16 protein-coding genes and 1 tRNA gene are annotated in these 15,027 nt (G+C 67.9%); 8 read left to right on the top strand and 9 right to left on the bottom strand.

Annotated features, from left to right (window positions below):
- Positions 1-27 precede the first annotated feature (27 nt).
- Both aztD and coaE read left to right on the top strand, forming a co-directional pair.
- On the top strand, positions 28-1,263 hold the full coding sequence (gene aztD / locus SBI67_RS27390) for a zinc metallochaperone AztD (RefSeq protein WP_318983589.1): 1,236 nt from the start codon (positions 28-30) through the stop codon (positions 1,261-1,263).
- A 29-nt stretch (positions 1,264-1,292) separates the two neighbouring features.
- Entirely contained in the window at positions 1,293-2,456 is a 1,164-nt protein-coding gene (gene coaE, locus SBI67_RS27385; RefSeq protein WP_318983588.1) for a dephospho-CoA kinase, read from the top strand.
- A gap of 4 nt (positions 2,457-2,460) precedes the next feature.
- Here the strand turns inward: coaE and SBI67_RS27380 are convergent, their stop codons facing one another.
- The 3 genes from SBI67_RS27380 to SBI67_RS27370 are packed head-to-tail and all read right to left on the bottom strand — an operon-like array spanning position 2,461 to position 3,793.
- Positions 2,461-2,982, bottom strand: a complete 522-nt coding sequence (locus SBI67_RS27380; RefSeq protein WP_413232576.1) for a hypothetical protein — start codon at positions 2,980-2,982, stop codon at positions 2,461-2,463.
- 11 nt (positions 2,983-2,993) lie between these two features.
- Positions 2,994-3,497, bottom strand: a complete 504-nt coding sequence (locus SBI67_RS27375; RefSeq protein WP_318983621.1) for a ribonuclease FAU-1 family protein — start codon at positions 3,495-3,497, stop codon at positions 2,994-2,996.
- A gap of 2 nt (positions 3,498-3,499) precedes the next feature.
- Positions 3,500-3,793, bottom strand: a complete 294-nt coding sequence (locus tag SBI67_RS27370; protein WP_318983587.1) for a hypothetical protein — start codon at positions 3,791-3,793, stop codon at positions 3,500-3,502.
- A 59-nt stretch (positions 3,794-3,852) separates the two neighbouring features.
- On the opposite strand from SBI67_RS27370, the gene uvrB reads away from it, so the two are divergent.
- The gene (gene uvrB, locus SBI67_RS27365; RefSeq protein WP_318983586.1) at positions 3,853-6,024 is read left to right on the top strand and encodes an excinuclease ABC subunit UvrB; all 2,172 of its coding nucleotides are present in this window, start codon (positions 3,853-3,855) and stop codon (positions 6,022-6,024) included.
- Between the two features lie 3 nt (positions 6,025-6,027).
- Here uvrB and SBI67_RS27360 read toward each other — a convergent pair whose 3' ends face one another.
- Positions 6,028-7,725, bottom strand: a complete 1,698-nt coding sequence (locus SBI67_RS27360) for a BCCT family transporter (protein ID WP_318983620.1) — start codon at positions 7,723-7,725, stop codon at positions 6,028-6,030.
- Positions 7,726-8,031: 306 nt separating this feature from the next.
- Here SBI67_RS27360 and SBI67_RS27355 point away from each other — a divergent pair, with 306 nt between their 5' ends.
- Positions 8,032-9,435, top strand: coding sequence for an MFS transporter (locus SBI67_RS27355; protein ID WP_318983619.1), 1,404 nt, complete (start codon positions 8,032-8,034; stop codon positions 9,433-9,435).
- Here the strand turns inward: SBI67_RS27355 and SBI67_RS27350 are convergent.
- Positions 9,411-10,145 (bottom strand): MgtC/SapB family protein, encoded by a 735-nt coding sequence (locus SBI67_RS27350; RefSeq protein WP_318983585.1) that lies wholly within the window; start codon positions 10,143-10,145, stop codon positions 9,411-9,413. The genes SBI67_RS27355 and SBI67_RS27350 overlap by 25 nt on opposite strands.
- Positions 10,146-10,236: 91 nt before the next feature.
- Between SBI67_RS27350 and SBI67_RS27345 the strand changes: the two genes are divergently transcribed.
- A complete protein-coding gene (locus SBI67_RS27345; protein ID WP_318983584.1) occupies positions 10,237-10,977 on the top strand; it encodes a DUF899 domain-containing protein in 741 nt (246 codons plus the stop codon).
- A 60-nt stretch (positions 10,978-11,037) separates the two neighbouring features.
- Positions 11,038-11,111, top strand: a tRNA-Cys gene (locus SBI67_RS27340).
- Between the two features lie 13 nt (positions 11,112-11,124).
- Here the strand turns inward: SBI67_RS27340 and SBI67_RS27335 are convergent.
- The 4 genes from SBI67_RS27335 to SBI67_RS27320 all read right to left on the bottom strand — a co-directional run bounded on the left by SBI67_RS27335 (position 11,125) and on the right by SBI67_RS27320 (position 14,124).
- The gene (locus SBI67_RS27335; protein WP_318983583.1) at positions 11,125-12,402 is read right to left on the bottom strand and encodes an MFS transporter; all 1,278 of its coding nucleotides are present in this window, start codon (positions 12,400-12,402) and stop codon (positions 11,125-11,127) included.
- Positions 12,390-12,875 (bottom strand): J domain-containing protein, encoded by a 486-nt coding sequence (locus SBI67_RS27330; RefSeq protein WP_318983582.1) that lies wholly within the window; start codon positions 12,873-12,875, stop codon positions 12,390-12,392. Before SBI67_RS27330 ends, SBI67_RS27335 begins: the two co-directional genes overlap by 13 nt.
- 90 nt (positions 12,876-12,965) lie before the next feature.
- Positions 12,966-13,475 carry a hypothetical protein gene (locus tag SBI67_RS27325; RefSeq protein ID WP_318983581.1) on the bottom strand — a complete coding sequence of 170 codons (510 nt, stop codon included), beginning with the start codon at positions 13,473-13,475 and terminating at the stop codon, positions 12,966-12,968.
- 88 nt (positions 13,476-13,563) lie between these two features.
- Entirely contained in the window at positions 13,564-14,124 is a 561-nt protein-coding gene (locus SBI67_RS27320) for an RNA polymerase sigma factor (RefSeq protein ID WP_318983580.1), read from the bottom strand.
- A gap of 137 nt (positions 14,125-14,261) precedes the next feature.
- Here SBI67_RS27320 and SBI67_RS27315 point away from each other — a divergent pair, with 137 nt between their 5' ends.
- Positions 14,262-14,729 (top strand): Asp23/Gls24 family envelope stress response protein, encoded by a 468-nt coding sequence (locus tag SBI67_RS27315; RefSeq protein ID WP_318983579.1) that lies wholly within the window; start codon positions 14,262-14,264, stop codon positions 14,727-14,729.
- The gene (locus tag SBI67_RS27310; RefSeq protein ID WP_318983578.1) at positions 14,726-15,025 is read left to right on the top strand and encodes a hypothetical protein; all 300 of its coding nucleotides are present in this window, start codon (positions 14,726-14,728) and stop codon (positions 15,023-15,025) included. Before SBI67_RS27315 ends, SBI67_RS27310 begins: the two co-directional genes overlap by 4 nt.
- Positions 15,026-15,027: the final 2 nt, after the last annotated feature.

Below are 15,027 nucleotides of genomic sequence, written 5' to 3'. Positions count from 1 at the left end.
TTTTCAACAAATGTTTGACTCGCCGTCATGCCGACGCCGATGCGAGTCCTTGCCGCGCTGTCCGTTTCGCTGATTGCCGCCGGCTGCGGTAAGCCCGACGGTCCCACCGCCACCACCTCGCCGCAGCCGGCCGCGCCCGCCACATCGGTCAAGCCCACCGAACAGGCCTCGCCCACACCACGTCTGGCGTTGAGTTACGACGGTGGCGTGCTGGTCCTCGACGCCGAAACCCTGCGCCAGGTCGCCGATATCCCGGTCGAGGGTTTCGTGCGGCTCAACTCCGCCGCGAACGGCCGCCACGTCCTGGTCTCGCAGTCCGACGGTTTCGCCGTCCTCGACCTGGGCACCTGGACCGACCGGCACGGAGACCACGGCCACCACTACACCGCACCGCCGAAGCTGACCGATATCCGCTTCGGCGGCGCCGAACCCGGCCATGTCGTGGCGCACGACGCCATGCTCACCCTGTTCAGCGACGGCACCGGCGCCGTCGACGTGGTGGACCCGGCGAAGCTGCTCAAGGGCGACACCGCCGCCCGCAGCGTCACCGTCACCACACCGCATCACGGTGTCGCCGTGGCCCGCGCCGACGGCACGACCGTCCTCAGCGTCGGTGATGAGGAAACCCGTTCCGGCGCGGTCATTCTCGACGGTACTGGTGTGCCCGTGGCAACCAATGAGAAGTGCCCGGGTCTGCACGGCGAGGCCGCCGCAGCGGGAGGAGCCCTGACCTTCGGCTGCCAGGACGGCATCCTCATCGTGCGCGGCAACGACATCCGCAAGGTGGCCAGCCCCGACCCCTACGGCCGGATCGGCAATCAGGCCGGCAGCGACGCGTCGCCGGTGGTGCTCGGCGACTACAAGACCGACCCGGACGCCGAACTGGAGCGTCCCCGCCGGTTCACCCTCACCGACACCACGACCGGAGCGCTGCGGGTGGTGCCCATCGACGCCAGCTACAGCTTCCGGTCCCTGGATCGCGGACCCGCGGGGGAGGCCGTCATCCTGGGCACCGACGGACATCTGCACGTCTTCGATCCGGTGACGGCCCAGCGCACCGCGCATCTTCCCGCCATCGGCGCATGGGCCGAGCCCGACGCGTGGCAATCGCCCATGCCCAACCTGCACATCCAGGACGGCATCGCCTATGTCAGCGATCCCGACGCCCGACGGCTGGTGGCGGTGAATCTGGCCGACGGCGCGATCGTCGCCCAGACCCAGGTGGCGCACCCCACCGTCGAACTGACGGGCGTGGCCGGCTGATCCGGGAGCGGGCCTGACAGACTGGTGCGGTGCTGCGGATTGGGTTGACCGGCGGGATCGGTGCGGGCAAGTCGACGGTGTCCTCGACGTTCAGTGAACTGGGCGCGATCATCGTCGACGGTGACGTCATCTCCCGCGAGGTCGTCGAGCCGGGAACCGAAGGGCTGGCTCGACTGGTCGAGGCGTTCGGGGACGGCATCCTGCAGCCCGACGGCGCACTGAACCGGCCCGCCCTGGCGGCCGTCGCGTTCGGCGACGACGACAAGCGCCAAACCCTCAACGGCATCGTGCATCCGCTGGTCGCCCACCGCCGTTCCGAACTGATCGAGGCAGCCGGCACCGACGCCGTGATCGTCGAGGATATCCCGCTGCTGGTGGAATCCCAGATGGCGCCGCTGTTCCCGTTGGTGATCGTGGTGAACGCGGACCCCGAGCTCAGGGTCAAGCGGCTCATCGAACACCGCGGCTTCACCGAAGCCGATGCCCGGGCCCGCATTGCGGCGCAGGCCACCGAGGAACAGCGCCGGGCGGTCGCCGATGTGTGGCTGGACAATTCGGGCTCCCCGGCCGACCTGGTGGAGAAGGCACGCTGGTTGTGGCACGAGCGCATCATGCCGTTCGCACACAACCTCAAGGCCGGCATTCCGGCGCGCCGGGATCCGTCCGTGGTGACCTACGACCCGGGCTGGGCCGAACAGGCGCAGCGCATCATCGCCCGGCTCAATACCGCCTGCGGGCACCGGGCGGTGCGGATCGACCACATCGGCTCCACCGCGGTACCGGGCATGGACGGCAAGGACGTCATCGACATCCAGATCACCGTGCCCGGACTGGACGTGGCCGACGAACTCGCCGGCGCATTACTGGCGGCCGGCTATCCGCGGGTTCCGGCGATCGCCGGTGACACGGTGCACGGCGACGATCCGGCCTTGTGGCACAAGCGGTTCCACGCGTCGGCGGATCCGGGCCGGCCCACCCATGTGCACGTCCGGGTGGATGGCTGGCCCAACCAGCGGTTCGCGCTGTTGTTCGTGGCGTGGCTGCGCGCCAATCCCGGTGTGCGCGCCGACTATCTGGCGGCCAAGCACGCGGCACTGGCCGCACCGGACTATGCCGTCGCCAAGGAACCGTGGTTCTTGGACAACTATCGGCGCGCGCAACTCTGGGCCGAGAGCACCGGCTGGCGGCCCTGAGCCGCTACTGCGCCGGCGGCGGGACGGCTTCCTGGCCGGGTGTCGCGATGTTCAGCGGCGCACCGCATTGCAGCGTGCCGTACAGCGGGTCATCTTTCACACGGAAAACCCGCGGGGCGATGAACTGATCGGCCTGTGCCACGGTCTGGTCGTCCACCAGGATCTCGCAGTGCAGGTTGGAGCCGTAGGGCCACTGGATGGACAGCTCCATCCCGGCCAGCTTCGGATCCGCCAGCACCGTGTTGACCTCGAACGTCTGACCGGGCAGCAGGGTCGGTTGCTCGCTGTTGACGTTGTGGTCGTCGGCCTTGTAGGCCACCACCGCGCCGCGTGAGGTGCCGTCGGCCCTGGCCTTGTAGGTCACGTTGTGCAACACCGGGGCAGCCGGATCCGTGGTCGGCGGGGGCAGCGGTGCAGGCTCTGGATCGGCCGTGGCCACCGCGGGGAGCAACTGCCCCGCGAACAGCACCAAGACCGACAGGGCCGAAGCGAACCCCATCACTCCTGCGCGCCTGGTAACACTCATACCGCCAGACATTACGCCCGCCAGGTCAGCGGCATATCCCGGCCTCGCAGCCAGTGCCCGAGGTCGTAGTCGTGGCGAGCCAGCGCATCCACCGTGGCAACGGCGGTGTGCACCGCCCGTTCCGCCGTGTCCGCGCTCAGCAGACCCGCTCCGACGGCGGCGAGCAGCTCGTCGACATCGGTCAGGCCGACATCTCGGCCGGTGCGCACCACCAAATCCAGGTAGTGGTCTTCGGCCTCCCAGCTATCGGCGCCGGCGGTGTACCGGCCCACATCCAGGTAGAAGTCCTGGTCGCGCTCGTAACCGGGATTGAAGTGGAACACCGAGGCGCGCAGGCCCAGCTCGGGCAGCAGCCAGGACTCCAGATAGTGGAACTGGGCCCGGCCCGGTGTCGGCCGCGCCATGTACAAGCCCCACGGCTGCACCGTGTAGACATCGACGGCGCGCACGATGCCTTTGGGGTCGGTGTTGGTTCCGGCGCGCACATCGAAGACCTCGCGTTTGGGCGGATGGATACTCACCGCCACCTGCGCAGGTTCAGCACGAGGGGGCCTTTGCCTGCCGGGCGGGTCAGCAGCCGCACCACGAAGCCGATGACGATCGACACCCAGCATCCGGTCCACACCAGATCGGCGGCCTCCAACCAACTGCATTGATGGCTGACGCCGCTGTCGTCAGAGGCGCAGCTGGACCCGAGGAATGCGGCGATCTGTGCTGGTCCCGGCCAGATCAGCAGGACTGCGCAGACCAGTCCGCCGAGCAGTAACAGCAGGCCGAGCAGGCGCAGCGCGATGCGGGCGGGTTCGGGCACGGCGTCACCGTAACCCAGGGGGAATGAACATGTCGGTGGTCGCGCTTAACCTGGTGAACATGGCTTTCGCTACCGAACATCCCGTGCTGGCGCATTCGGAGTACCGACCTGCCGCCGACGCCGTCGATGGCATCGTGCGGGCCGGCGGCGAGTTCAAGGTGGTCAGCGAGTACCAACCCGCCGGTGACCAGCCCGCCGCCATCGAGGAGCTGGAACGCCGCATCAGGGCGGGCGAGCGTGACGTCGTGCTGCTCGGTGCCACCGGCACCGGTAAATCCGCGACCACGGCGTGGCTCATCGAGCGGCTGCAGCGGCCCACGCTGGTGATGGCGCCCAACAAGACATTGGCCGCGCAGCTCGCCAACGAGCTACGGGAGATGTTGCCGCACAACGCCGTCGAATACTTCGTGTCGTACTACGACTACTACCAGCCGGAAGCGTATATCGCCCAGACGGACACCTACATCGAGAAGGACAGCTCCATCAACGACGATGTCGAGCGGCTGCGGCACTCGGCGACGTCCAGCCTGCTGTCCCGGCGTGATGTCGTGGTGGTCGCCTCGGTGTCCTGCATCTACGGCCTCGGCACCCCGCAGTCCTACCTGGACCGGTCGGTGGAGCTCAAGGTCGGTGACGAGGTGCCCCGCGACGGGCTGCTGCGGTTGCTGGTCGATGTGCAGTACGACCGCAACGACGTGGCGTTCACCAGGGGATCGTTCCGGGTGCGTGGTGACACCGTCGAGATCATCCCGTCCTATGAGGAACTCGCGATCCGCATCGAGTTCTTCGGCGACGAGGTGGAGGCGCTGTATTACCTGCACCCGCTCACCGGTGACGTGGTGCGCCAGGTCGAATCGGTGCGGATCTTCCCGGCCACCCACTACGTCGCCGGCCCGGACCGGATGGCGCATGCCATCTCCACCATCGAGGCCGAACTCGAAGAACGGCTCGCCGAGTTGGAGGGGCAGGGCAAGCTGCTGGAGGCGCAGCGGCTGCGGATGCGCACCAATTACGACGTCGAGATGATGAAGCAGGTCGGCTTCTGCTCCGGTATCGAGAACTACTCGCGGCATATCGACGGCCGCCCCGCCGGGTCGGCACCGGCCACCCTGCTGGACTACTTCCCCGAGGACTTCCTGCTCGTCATCGACGAGTCGCACGTCACGGTGCCGCAGATCGGCGGCATGTACGAGGGCGACATGTCCCGCAAGCGCAACCTGGTCGATTTCGGGTTCCGCCTGCCGTCCGCGGTGGACAATCGGCCGCTGACGTGGGAGGAGTTCGCCGAGCGGATCGGGCAGACGGTCTACCTGTCGGCGACGCCGGGTAACTACGAGATGGCCCAGGCCGGCGGCGAGTTCGTCGAGCAGGTGATCCGCCCGACCGGGTTGGTCGACCCACTGGTGCGGGTCAAGCCGACCAAGGGTCAGATCGACGACCTGATCGGTGAGATCCGGCTGCGCACCGAACGCGACGAGCGGGTGCTGGTGACGACGCTGACCAAGAAGATGGCCGAGGACCTCACCGACTACCTGCTCGAGATGGGTATCCGGGTGCGCTACCTGCATTCCGAGGTGGACACCCTGCGCCGTGTGGAGTTGCTGCGCCAGTTGCGCCTCGGCGAATACGACGTGCTCGTCGGCATCAACCTGCTTCGCGAGGGCTTGGACCTGCCCGAGGTGTCGTTGGTCGCCATCCTCGACGCCGACAAGGAAGGCTTCCTGCGCTCACCGCGCAGCCTGATCCAGACCATCGGCCGGGCCGCGCGCAACGTGTCCGGCGAGGTGCACATGTACGCCGACAAGATCACCGACTCGATGAAGGAGGCGATCGACGAGACCGAGCGTCGCCGCGCCAAGCAGATCGCCTACAACGAGGCCCACGGCATCGACCCACAGCCGCTGCGCAAGAAGATCGCCGACATCCTCGACCAGGTGTACCGGGAGGCCGACGATACCGAGAACGTCAAGGTCGGCGGATCCGGGCGCAACGCCTCCCGCGGGCGCCGGGCCCAGGGTGAGCCGGGTCGCGCCGTGAGCGCCGGCATCATCGAGGGCCGCGACACCGCGAACATGCCGCGGGCTGAGCTGGCTGATCTGATCAAGGACCTCACCGAGCAGATGATGACCGCGGCACGCGATCTGCAGTTCGAGCTGGCGGCCCGGATCCGTGACGAGATCCAGGACTTGAAGAAGGAGCTGCGCGGAATGGACGCGGCGGGACTGAAGTAGTACTCAGGCCTCACCCAGGGGGTCGTCGGGCATCGCGATGGTGACTGCGCCGGTCTCCGGGTTCACTTCCATGGTGTCTGGGCCGATCGACCGAACCGCCACAAGTCCCGACAGCGTCGCTGAGACATCGTGGCGTCGATACCGCTGGCCGCCGTCCTGGTTGGCAACATCCGGTGTCGAGATGTGAAGGTATCGCGGGCTGGTCGCCAGGTCATAGCGGAAGGCCCTCAACATCGCCCAACATGCGAGAACCATCACCACGGAGAATGGTGCAGCGGTGGCAATCGATGCCGTCTGCAGCGCGGTCAGCGAACCAGCGCCACCGACGACGAGCAGAACTGCGGCCGCGATCCCTTCCAGAACGGCCCAGTAGATGCGGGTGACTTTGGGGGGATCGAGCTCGCCGCCCGAGGACAGAATGTCGATCACCAGCGATCCCGAGTCCGACGAGGTCACGAAGAAGAAGACGATCACGGCCACCGCGAGAACACTGGTGACGACGCTGATCGGCAGTCCGTCGAGCAACCGGAAGAGCGACGTGTTGGTGTCCACCGCGCCGTCGACGAGCATGTCGCCGTGGTCGCGCTCCCTGATCACCGCTGAGTCGCCGAACACCGTGAACCATAACGACCCGATGAGTGTCGGTACGAGGAGAACCCCGGTGACGAACTCCCGAATGGTCCGGCCGCGGGAGATCCGGGCGATGAACATCCCGACGAACGGTGCCCAGCTGATCCACCATCCCCAATAGAAGATGGTCCACTTGCCCATCCATGTGCCATCGGTGAACGGCGCCGTGCGCAGCATCAGGGACGGCAGCGACTGCACGTAGCCGCCGAGGTTCTGCACCCATGCTTGCAGTAGGAAGAGGGTGGGGCCGAGCAGCAGAACGAACAGCGCAAGTGCCGCTGCGAGCACCATGTTGACGTTCGACAGCCACTTCAACCCTTTGCCGACGCCACTGACCACCGACAGCGTCGAAATGGCGGTGATGGTGGCGATCATCGCGATCGTCCACCCGTTGTTGACCTCGATCCAGCCGAGATACTCCAGGCCCGCGGCGATCTGGGTGATCCCGAACCCGAGGGAGGTGGCGACACCGAACAACGTGCCGACGATGGCGACAATGTCCACGGCGTGACCGATGACGCCCTCGACGAGCCGGCCGCCCAGTAGTGGTTCGAGCAGCCAACGCACCGTCAGTGGCCGTCCGCGGCGATAGGTCATGTATGCCATGCCCAACCCGATGACGACGTAGATGCCCCAGGCATGAAGACCCCAGTGGAACAAGGTCAGCGCCATCGCTTGGTTGGCTGCCGTGTCTGTGAGACCGGGTACGCCGCGAGACGGCGGCGGACTCACGTAATGGGTCAGCGGTTCGGCGACGCCATAGAACACCAGCCCGATGCCCATCCCGGCGCTGAAGAGCATGGCCAGCCACGACCAGAATCCGAATTCCGGCTTTTCGTTGTCCTGGCCCAGCCGGATGGTGCCGATCCGCGATGCGCCGCAGTAGATGGCAAAGAGTACGAATCCCGTGGTGGCCAGGATGTACCACCAGCCGATTCCGCTGGTGATCGTTGCGTTCAGGCGCGTGAAGGCGTCTTCGGCGACACGGGAGTACGCGGCCGCGAAGACGATGAGCCCGATCACGATCGCCGAGGCCGGGATGAAAACCGGCGCGCTGATGCTCTGCCGCACCCGATTGAGTGCGCCTGGCTTGCGGTCGCCGGCGGAGTCGGTGGTCGGCACGGCCGTGCATCCTCCTTCGTGCGTTGCAACGTCGGGAGGCTTGCCACTACCGGGAGGGGGACCATCGCCCGCCCAACCCGGCGGGGAGTGAGTTTTCGCACCCGCTTGGAACCCGACGGCGGGGCCGACGTTACCCGACGTGAGCAACGCCATGGCAAATCGGTGCGTCGGATACGCGGGGCGGTTTGACCTCAACGCAAGTTGAGGTCGTAACGTCGCAGGGTGACTCGAACATCGCCGACCGACGATGCCCGAATGGGCGGCTGGCGTGACCTCCTCGGCCCGAAACATCTTGGCGCGTCGACAGTTCTGGCCGGCGGCGTCGCGCTGTATGCGACCAACGAATTCCTCACCATCAGCCTGCTGCCCAGCGCGGTCGCCGAGATCGGCGGCCACCGGTTCTACGCCTGGGTCACCACCGTGTACCTCGTTGCTTCGGTGGTGGCAGCGACCACCGTCGGTGCGGTGCTGAGCCGACTGGGACCGCGCCGGTCCTATCTGACCGGGCTCACGGTGTTCGGGGCGGGCAGCCTGCTGTGTGCCGTTGCGCCCACGATGGAGTTCCTGCTCGTCGGCCGGACGGTGCAGGGCGCCGCCGGTGGCCTGCTGGCCGGTCTGGGCTACGCCGTCATCAATGCGGCGCTGCCGCAGTCGTTGTGGGTGCGCGCCTCGGCACTGGTATCGGCTATGTGGGGGGTGGGCACCCTGCTCGGGCCCGCCGGTGGCGGACTGTTCGCGCAATTCGGTTCGTGGCGTCGGGCTTTCGGTGTCCTGGCGATCCTCACCGCGGCCATGGCCGTGCTGGTGCCCGTGGCGCTGCCCGGCCGGGCGCCCACCGACGCGGAGCAGTCCGCGCTGCGCATCCCGGTCTGGTCCCTACTGTTGTTGGGGGCGGCAGCGCTGATCATCAGCGTGGCCGGCATCCCGCGCAATCCGGCATTCACGGTCGCACTGCTGGCCGGCGGGCTCGGCTTCATCGCGGCCTTCCTGGTGGTCGACCGGGCACGGGCGGCGCAGGCGTCGTCGGTGTTGCCGCCGACCGCGTTCCGGCCGGGACCGCTGAAATGGATGTACCTAACCCTGGGGCTGTTGATGGCCGCGACGATGGTGGACATGTACGTGCCGCTGTTCGGGCAGCGGCTGGCTCACCTTGAGCCCGTGGTCGCCGGGTTCCTCGGAGTCGCCCTCGCGGTCGGGTGGACCACCGGCGAACTGGCCAGCGCGTCCCTCGACCGGCGCGGGTTGGTGGTCCGGATCGTGGCCGTCGCGCCGCTGGTGATGGCGGTCGGGCTGGGGTCGGCGGCGCTGGGTGTGCGCCAGGACGCCTCCGTCGGCGTGACCATCGGCTGGGCTTTGGCGTTGGTGGTGACCGGCACCGGGATCGGGATGGCGTGGCCGCACCTGTCGGCGTGGGCGATGGGCGCCGTGCAGGACCCGTCGGCCGAAGGTGCCACCGCCGCCGCGGCGATCAACACCGTGCAGTTGATCTGCGGGGCGTTCGGCGCGGGGGTGGCCGGCGTGATCGTCAACGCGCAGCACGACGACGTGTCGGCGGCGCGGTCGGTGTTCGCGGTGTTCAGTGCGCTCGCCGCGGTCACGGCGGTGGCGGCCTATCGGGCCACCCGGCCCGCACCTCAGTCGGGATCCTCGTCGAGCTGACGGATCGAGGTCACCCCGTCGATCCCGGCGAGCACCAACGGGGCTTGGGTGACACCGGTGCCGGCCAGGGTGAGGATCGCCCCGGACAGATTGGCCGGCGCGTCCAGCGGCTTGCCGCCCGGGTCGGCGGCCAGTTCGGTGAGCTGCCAGCTACGCCGATCGCACGCCGCCAGAAGCTGCGTCATCACGCCGCGGCCCTCCTCGTAGGTGACGTGCATGCGGACTGACCCGGACAGCCGGGCCGCCAATCGGCGCGCCACCGGCATGAACCCGACGATGATCAGGAAATGGATGGCCGTCACCGTGACGGCCAGCAGCAGCAGGCCTGCACCGGCAGCCATCCCGATGGCGGCCGACTCCCACACCGCTGCGGCGGTGGTCAGGCCGTGCACCGCGCCGCGGCGGGTGATGATGATGCCCGCGCCGAGAAAGCCGATACCCGAGACGATCTGGGCCGCCACCCGGGACGGGTCGACCATGACCGTGCCGGCGACCAGCACGTCGGAGAATCCGTACTTGCTGATCAACATGATCAGCGCTGCGGCGGTGCCGACGATGGTCTGGGTGCGCAGACCGGCGGCCTTGCCCTGGATTTCGCGTTCCAGGCCGATCAGCGCGGTCAAGCCGAAGGCGGCGAACAGCTCGACGACCTGACGGCTGCCCTGGCCGGGGCCACCGAACAGTGGGGGATCGGCCAGCCACTCCATCATGCGATCAACCTAGACCGCGCGGGGCCTGCGGCGATGAATTTCCGCGGCGTGGCAAGTCTGCATCACGACCGGACTGGAAGGAGGTCGACCGATGTCGTTGAGCACCGTCTATCCCGACGTGGTGTCCCGTGAACAGTGGTTGGTGGCCCGGAAGCGATTGTTGGCGCGCGAACGTGAGGCCACCCACCTGCGCGACGCCGTCAATGCCGAACGCCGGCGGCTGCCGATGGTGAAGGTGGACAAGGACTACCGATTCGACGGGCCCGCCGGCGAGGTCGGACTGGTCGACCTGTTCGAGGGACGCCAGCAGCTCTACATCCACCACTTCATGTGGCTCGACGATATCGACCAGGGCTGCCCGAGCTGCACCGCCGCCGCCGATCTCACCTTCACCGAATCGGACCGGGCGTTGCTGACCGGCAAAGGAGTCACCTTCGCCTGTGTGTCGCGCGCGCCGTACGCCAGCATCGCCCGGTATCGCGACGCGCACGGGTGGACGTTCCCCTGGTATTCGTCGCGGGACGGGGACTTCACCTATGACCTCGGTGTCACGCTCGACCCGGAACGTGCTGTGGTGCAGTACAACTACAAGTCCCTCGACGAGTTGCGTGCCGACGGGTGGTCGGACCGGGACTGGCCGGGTGCGAGCGTCTTCCTGCGCCGCGGTGCCGAGGTGTTCCACACTTATTCGGCGTATGCCCGCGGGCTGGACCACGCCGCCGTCGGCTATCCGTTCCTGGACCTGACGCCGTTCGGCAGGCAGGAACCCTGGGAGGATTCCCCACCCGGCTGGCCCCAGCGCGGGGTCGCCGCGGGCATGCCGCACGAATAGCGATCACGGCGAGCACAACCATTGGCACCGGTCAGCGGTGGTGGCACTGTTGGTTGTGCTGCGGGTGTGGCTGAGTGGCTAGGCACCGGCCTGCAAAGCCGTTTACACGGGTTCGAGTCCCGTCACTCGCTCCAGCGCCGAGCGGCGTCAACCGGCCACGGTGGCCTCGCCTTCGGGCTGGTCATCGCGGGCCGGGGCGACGGCGTCGCGCTTCAGGGTTTCCGGGACGCCGATCAGCAGCAGCGCCAACGCCAGCACCGAAATTGCCGTCAGGGTGAACATGGCTGCCGCATAACCGAATTGGGCGTACACGGCACCGGCCAGGGTCGGGCTGAGTGCGCCCCCGATACCTTGCACCATGGTGGCCGCACCCATCGCGATGTTGTACCGGCCGGTGCCTCTGGTCAGGTCGGCGACCATCACCGCGAACAGTGGCCCCTGCAGCCCGGCTCCCACCCCGTCGAGCGCCTGGATGGCGATCACAGCGGCGGGACTGCTGGTGCAGGCGAACAGCAGGCCCCGCAACGGGAGCACCGCGAAGGCGACGAGGAACAGCGGCTTGCGGCCCCACCTTTCCGTCGAGCCGGTGAGCAAGGCCATCGGGATCATCACCAGCTGCGCGACGATGATCAGCGCGGCCTGATACAGCGCGCCGACATGGCTGTGCCCCAGCGCGAGTTGCTGACCGGCGATGGGCAGCATGGCGCCGTTGGCCAGTTGCCACAGGCCGACCACCGCGGCGAGCACCAGCAGCGGCCGGTTGTGCAGCAGCACGCGCAGCCCCGACGGTTGTTCCTCGGTGTCCCGGGTCTCCTCCAAGCCGCGGGCCAGCCGATTGTCGATCAGCGAGCTCTTGATCATCAGCGTCGTGGCGACGACGAAGATGCCGAAGAGGCTGGCGATCCAGAAGCCCAGCCGCAGGCTCACCAGGTAACCGGCCAGCCCGGCCACGGTCGAGCCGACCACATTGCCCGCGTGATTGAATGCGGTCATCTGACCCGTCTGTGCCGCATAGCGTTTCGGGCCCACCAAACCGAGCGCCATCGCCGCGAGCACCGGGCCGACGACGACACCACCGATTCCGGTCAGCAGTTGCGCCGCGGTCACCACGGCCAGCGTCGGCTCCAGTGTGACGATGAAGGTGCCGACCGAGGTCAACGCGGCCGCGACGGCCAACAAGGTGCGCTTGTGCGTGGACCGGTCGATCAGCGCTCCGGCGGGTGCGTTCAGGAACAAGCCGATCGCGCCGCCGAGGGTCAGCATCACCCCGATGCTGGCCGGGTTCCACCCGTGCATGTTGATCAGGTACACCCCGAGGAAGGGGCCGAGGCCGGCCTGCACGTCGGCGATGAAGAAGTTCACCGCGTTCAGCGCCCGCAGGGAGCGCCGCAACCCCGGCGCGTCCGCCGTCGTCATCGCGGGCATCCGCGCAGCGTCTCGTACGCGGCCCGGCCGCGGTCGAAGGTGGCCGCGTCACCACCCTGGTCGGGATGGTGCTGTGCCGCGTACCGGCGCCACGCTTGGCGCAACTGGGCAGCGGTGAAGTCCCGCTCGAGACCGAGGATCTGGACCGGGTCGGTCGGGGGAGCGGGCAGCGACGGCAGACCCATGGTCGGATCGGCCGCCGACCCGTCGGCCGCTGCGCCGCGGCGTGGCCGCGATCTCGGGGTGCCCTTGTGCGGATGAGCCTTCGTGGCTTTCTTGGCGGCCTTCTTCGGCGGTGTTTTCTTGGCGGCAGCCTTTTTCGCCGGTGTCTGCTCAGCCGCAACCTTTTTCGCCGCAACCTTTTTCGCGGGTGCTTTCTTGGCCGCTTTCTTTGCCGGGGCCTTTTTGGCTGCCGCTTTCTTGGCAGGCGAGGCTCCACCGGCACCGGCTGTTACGCGCGCGGGCTGACCCATACTCGGAGTCCCTTTCGGTCACGGTGCGACCGCGTTCCGCGGCGAATGGTCGTACCCGTTCACCGGCGCAGTCCAAACGTGACGTGAACCTCAGTGCGTGACCACGATGTCGTCCCAGCTGGCGACGACCTCGGCCGAATCGTCGCCGAGCGTGTCCGCCAGAATCCGGGCCACGTGTGCGCGCAGCGCATCACCGTCCTGCAGATAGGTCCGGTCGCGCGGTTGCGTCCCCACGCCGATGAGGTGCACATGGACGGCGATCAAGTGCCCGGCGTCGACCGTCAGCTCGACATCGGCGACCGCCGCCCCGACATCGGCCGCCGGCCCGGCCAGCGACCACGTCAGCAGCTTGGCCAGGGCGATGTGGCTGACCGTGATCCCGGGCTCGGTGGTGCGGATGGGCTTGCCCAGGCGCGGAAACGCCGAAATACGTTGGGTGATCGAGGCGCGCAGTTGGCTGAGGGCGGCACCGGTCGGCGACCACCGGTCACCGTCGTGCGGTTCCGGCGCGTCCAACCCCGCGAAGCTGCGGGTGGCGTCGGCTATCCAGGCGGTCGCGTGCGCGGTGGCTTCGTAGTCGTCCTCGGCTGCCGTGCTCATCGATTCTCCAAATTGACGTCGCAGTTCAGTGTTGCGTATGCGCGGGAGGCTGTACAGCCGGCGGGTACGCCCGAAGCGGTGGCAGGCCTCATGGTTTGTACTGCTCCAACGCCGCGGCCAGGCGTTTTCGCGTCCGCTGCAACAGCCCGCGGATCGATCCCTCGGTGGTGTGCAGCACCGTCGCGATCTCGGCGAGCGGCAGGTCGTAGACCTCGCGTAGCCACCACGCCGCACGTGCCGGGTACGGCAGCAGCGCCAACTCCCGGCTCAGCGCCGCCATGAATGCGCTGTGTTCGGCCCGCTGTCCTGGCCCCGGCGCCAAATCCGGACGCTCCGTTGCCGACTCCAGGTCGTTCTGCGGGCGGCGACGCCGCAGTGCGTCGACGGTCTTGCGCGAGGCCAGCGCATACAGCCAGGTACGGAACTGAGAACGGAAGGCAAAGGTGGGCAATGCCTTCCAAGCGGCGATGAAGGTCTCTTGGACAATGTCTTCACAATCACCGGATTCCGGATAGGTATGCGTGACAAACCGCAACAGCGCCGCGGCGTGCCTGGCCACCAGCACGTCGAACGCGGCCGTGTCGCCACGCTGAGCGCGGCGGGCCAACGTGTCGTCGGGCAGCGAATCGAGCACGTCGTGGGTGTGCACGCGGCGTCCTCCAAGTGTGGGTGGAACCGAGAAATGTGTTGTGCGTCTCATTGGCGTGCGCTCTGCCCACCCCGGCTCGACAAAACGATTGTGCCGGACGCACGGTCCGGATCAGCCAAGGAACGAAGGAGTTACCGATGACCGCAGCAACGCAGACCCACGAAGCCGGCTCGGCAGTGGCCCCGGGCACCGAGCTGGAGAAGCTCGTGACCGAACACGGGACCACCACCATCGCCGACATCGTGGTCTCCAAGATCGCCGGTATCGCGACCCGCGAGGTCGACGGTGTCTACGACCTCGGTGGCCAGGCCGCGCGGGTGGTCGGCAAGCTGCGCGAAACCCTGCCCGGCGCACGCGACCTGACCCAGGGGGTCAACGTCGAGGTGGGGGAGCGGCAGGCCGCGATCGACATCGGGATCGTCGCCGACTACGGCGTGGCCATCCATGACCTTGCCGAGGGGATCCGCAGCAATGTGATCTCCGCCGTCGAGACCATGACCGGGCTGGAGGTGACCGAAGTCAACATCACCGTGCACGATGTGCACTTCGATGACGACGACGACCGCGGCGACGCGACCGCCGATACCCGTCCGCGGGTCCAGTGAGCGACCGCAACGCCGCACGGGTCGACCGTGTCGTCGCCGCGGTGACGGCGGTCCAAGGCGTCGTCGGCCTGCACTCGGGGCCCGGCGTCCCCAGCACCCACCTGCCCGGCCGGACGGTGAACGGGCTACGGCTCGGCCCGCAGAGCGGCGCGGTGCATGTTGTTGTGCGGCTGGGCGACCCGTTGCTCGCCACGGCCGAACACGTCCGAGCGGCGGCCACCGAGGCGGCCGGAATCCCTGTCGATGTCGTCGTCGGTGATGTCGCTGTCCCCGAATCGCACAATCAGGAGAGGTAGCC

It is taken from the genome of Mycolicibacterium chengduense (genome assembly GCF_033741155.1).
Lineage (GTDB): Bacteria > Actinomycetota > Actinomycetes > Mycobacteriales > Mycobacteriaceae > Mycobacterium.
The sequence above is the reverse complement of the archived record's forward strand: the minus strand, read 5'-3'. Positions and strand labels throughout refer to the sequence as shown.

What these genes read in the sequence shown, in the direction of transcription:
- aztD (WP_318983589.1), top strand. Translation starts at nt 28, where the DNA reads ATGCCGACGCCGATGCGAGTCCTTGCCGCGCTGTCCGTTTCGCTGATT.
- SBI67_RS27380 (WP_413232576.1), bottom strand. Translation starts at nt 2,982, where the DNA reads ATGAGTGTTACCAGGCGCGCAGGAGTGATGGGGTTCGCTTCGGCCCTG.
- uvrB (WP_318983586.1), top strand. Translation starts at nt 3,853, where the DNA reads ATGGCTTTCGCTACCGAACATCCCGTGCTGGCGCATTCGGAGTACCGA.
- SBI67_RS27355 (WP_318983619.1), top strand. Translation starts at nt 8,032, where the DNA reads ATGGGCGGCTGGCGTGACCTCCTCGGCCCGAAACATCTTGGCGCGTCG.
- SBI67_RS27350 (WP_318983585.1), bottom strand. Translation starts at nt 10,145, where the DNA reads ATGATGGAGTGGCTGGCCGATCCCCCACTGTTCGGTGGCCCCGGCCAG.
- SBI67_RS27345 (WP_318983584.1), top strand. Translation starts at nt 10,237, where the DNA reads ATGTCGTTGAGCACCGTCTATCCCGACGTGGTGTCCCGTGAACAGTGG.
- SBI67_RS27335 (WP_318983583.1), bottom strand. Translation starts at nt 12,402, where the DNA reads ATGCCCGCGATGACGACGGCGGACGCGCCGGGGTTGCGGCGCTCCCTG.
- SBI67_RS27330 (WP_318983582.1), bottom strand. Translation starts at nt 12,875, where the DNA reads ATGGGTCAGCCCGCGCGCGTAACAGCCGGTGCCGGTGGAGCCTCGCCT.
- SBI67_RS27325 (WP_318983581.1), bottom strand. Translation starts at nt 13,475, where the DNA reads ATGAGCACGGCAGCCGAGGACGACTACGAAGCCACCGCGCACGCGACC.
- SBI67_RS27315 (WP_318983579.1), top strand. Translation starts at nt 14,262, where the DNA reads ATGACCGCAGCAACGCAGACCCACGAAGCCGGCTCGGCAGTGGCCCCG.